Raw genomic sequence first — 3184 nt, 5'->3', positions numbered from 1 at the left:
CTTGTTATCTATTCGACCTTTTACCAAAGCCTAACATAGTTAAAAACAAAAAAGAAAAAAATACCAAGGACTCATAACCCTTGGTATTCCGGTAATACTGCCGAGAAAACTTGAACCTTCATGGGGGGGGGTTCCCCCATAAGGACTTCAATAAAAGTGAAAGTATTTTGTCCGTTACAAAAGTTATTTCAAGCATTTGAAATTTGTATTTTGGGCATAAAATGGTACTGTTCAAGCAACATGAATGTGTTCTTATCGAAACGAATGAGGGATTTATACTAAGTTTTTGTCTTGGACTCCCGAATTGAATGCATCCGGCTTATCTTTTACCTTCACGAGACCATGCCACCACAGGAATGAGTAATAAGGATAAAATTCCTCCAGTAAGTGATAATGTTAGATAACTTGAGCCTGCCACAACCATTCCGGACAATGCTCCGCCGGCAGCTCCTGACAACGCAATCAGAACATCCACCGTACCTTGTGTTTTCGCCCGTGTGGCCGTTTCAGTTGAATCAACTATCAGTGCAGTCCCGCTTATCAAACCAAAATTCCACCCTAATCCCAGCAAAGAAAGAGCAATTACGATAAGAACCATAGAATCTCCCGGTGCAAATGCTGCTATTAAGCCTGCCAGAAGCAGCGTAGTTCCAGATGCAATCGCCATTGCAGTACGTCCCAACTTATCAACAAGAACCCCTGTAACAAGTGAAGGGAGATACATGGCACCTATATGAAAGCCAATAACAAGACCAACTGCACCCAAGTCATGCCCATGATGTCTCATATGAACCGGTGTCATTGTCATAATAGCGACCATTACAATTTGGGTAAGAACCATAACGGCTGCACCAACAATTATGCCTCTTTTGTTTTCTGTGTGTTCAGTTGTTGTCAAATGTCCTTTATCACTTGGCTCTTGCTTGATCGATTCGATTGTTCTTGCGATAACTAATGGATCTGGACGAAGCATGATGAAAAGAACAACACCTGCTAAGATATATGCCGCCGCGGCTAAAATGAAAGGGCCCGCTAATGACGGAACACCGATAGAATGGGCGAACCCCCCCATCACATTCACTAAATTCGGACCCGCAACCGCGCCAAATGTCGTCATAACCATCGTCACACTGACAGCAGTCGCCCGCTGCTTACGATTTGCCAAGTCCGTACCTGCATAACGAGCTTGTAAATTTGTCGCTGTTCCAGCACCGTAAATAAGCAATGAAGCAAATAACAAGAAAATACTATTTATGATTGCTGCAATGATGACTCCTATTGCTCCAAGACCGCCAATCACAAAACCGGCTGAAAGACCTGCACGACGACCATAGCGTTGAGAAAGTCTGCCTACAAATAAGGCTGCCCCCGCTGATCCTAAAGTAAATAAAGCTGTCGGGACCCCTGCGTAAGCATCCGTTCCGAGCATTTGCTGAGCAATAAGGGCACCGACAGTAATTCCTGCCGCCAGCCCTGCACCGCCAAAAATTTGTGAAACACTTACAACAAATAATGTACGCTTGTATAACGTTTTTTGTTTTTCTGGGGAACCAATGTAGCTTTTTAATGAAGCTGATTGAACGTCTAACGATTTTACACTTTCTTTGTGCAGCATGATCTAACCTGCCTTCCTTGATCAACCTCCAACTAGATTTGAATCATCATAACACGCGCAAAAAAACCATACAATATTGAAATTGTATGGCGGACAATAATTAGGCAAGATCGTTTAGCAAGCGCCTAAGGATTATTAATCCTTTTTCAAGCTCTTCGAGCGTTTCTGGTGCACATACAGAAACCCTTACCGCCCTTTCCGGACAACTATTCCCAACTACGAAGCGTTCAGCCGCATACACTTGCACTCCATGTTCAGCAGCTAATTTTTCAAATTCAGCACCTGTAATCCCACCCGGTAACAACAACCACCGAAAGATGCCTGTTTCACCACCTAAACACGTATAGTCAGCAAAATATCGATTTGCGATTTGGTTTCTGCAAATCGTTTGTTCACGATGCCCCTCAATTAAGACTTCAAATTGATTTGATACAATCGTGCGCGCAGCAAGTTCTGCTAATAGCGGGGAAACCGTTATATTTAAATTATAAAGCGCCCTCGAAACCGGCTCCTTAAATTGATACGGCACTGCAACATACGCCAGTCGCAGCCCCGGTGCCAATGATTTAGATAAACTTGCGATATGGATCACCTGTTCCGGCGCGAATGATGCAAGGGCTGGAAGTGGATTTTTGCCAAGAAGATGGTACGATGCATCTTCAATAACAAACAAATTATACTTTTTTGCAATTTCTGCGATGACCTTTCGATTCTCTACAGACATAAAGGAAGCTGTCGGGTTATGGTAATCCGGGATCAAATAAATGCCTGTAATGTTTTCATTTTTATAAGCATATTCAAGTGACTCCGGCTTCATTTCACCGTTCTCGGATTTTATCGGTACGATTTGCACACTTAGCATTGATGCAACAGTTTTTAATCCGGGATATGTATGATGATCAACACCAATGCGGTCTCCAGGCTTACAAAGACCCGCCAATGCGGCAGCGATCGCATTTTGTCCCCCATTTGCAAATAAAATGTGCTCAACGGTTGTTTCAAAACCGCCTCTTCGAATTAGCTTTACAGCTGCATCCTTTTGCCAAAGGCTTTCGCCCGCCCGGCCATAACCAAACCATTTTTCATAATCTGTCTCTTGCAGCATGCTGCTCAAATGGAGCATGAGCGGCTCGTAAGAAGCATGATCCGGCAGTGTTGCGCCCATTTCAATGAGCTTTGGCTTTGTATCCTCAAGTAAATACGCATTCGATAACGCATCATACGATACAAATGTGCCGCTCCCAACAGTTGCACTTAACAGGCCCTTTAACTCACACATTTTAAACGCCTTTGAAATGGTACTCAAATTTAAATCCAAATAATCAGCCAGTTCCCGCTGAGGAGGAAGCTTTGTTCCAGGCAATAAAACTCCGTTTACTATATCCTGCTCCAATTGCCTTGCAAGTGCTTTATAAATGGGCTTTTCAGTTTTATCAATCGATGGCTTCCAGCTCATCGGATAGTTTTCAAAAGAATTGATCGGCATGATACGCCATCCTTTTTTCGTTCTATTATATGGTTGTGCTGTTTATAAAACAATTATAAGAAATGACGGACAAGTTAGACTGC

2 protein-coding genes are annotated in these 3184 nt (G+C 43.1%); both read right to left on the bottom strand.

Annotated elements, in window-relative coordinates; genetic code table 11:
• Positions 1–319 precede the first annotated feature (319 nt).
• Complete coding sequence (locus C1T29_RS03355; protein ID WP_103750317.1) at positions 320–1618, bottom strand: MFS transporter; 1299 nt, start codon at positions 1616–1618, stop codon at positions 320–322.
• Positions 1619–1715: 97 nt separating this feature from the next.
• On the bottom strand, positions 1716–3101 hold the full coding sequence (locus C1T29_RS03350; protein WP_095292643.1) for an aminotransferase-like domain-containing protein: 1386 nt from the start codon (positions 3099–3101) through the stop codon (positions 1716–1718).
• Between the last annotated feature and the right edge of the window lie 83 nt (positions 3102–3184).

This window comes from Bacillus sp. MBGLi79, from assembly GCF_002953915.1.
The sequence above is the reverse complement of the archived record's forward strand: the minus strand, read 5'-3'. Positions and strand labels throughout refer to the sequence as shown.

Excerpts from the sequence above, each read along its gene's own strand:
- C1T29_RS03350 (WP_095292643.1), bottom strand. The coding sequence starts at position 3,101 with ATGCCGATCAATTCTTTTGAAAACTATCCGATGAGCTGGAAGCCATCG.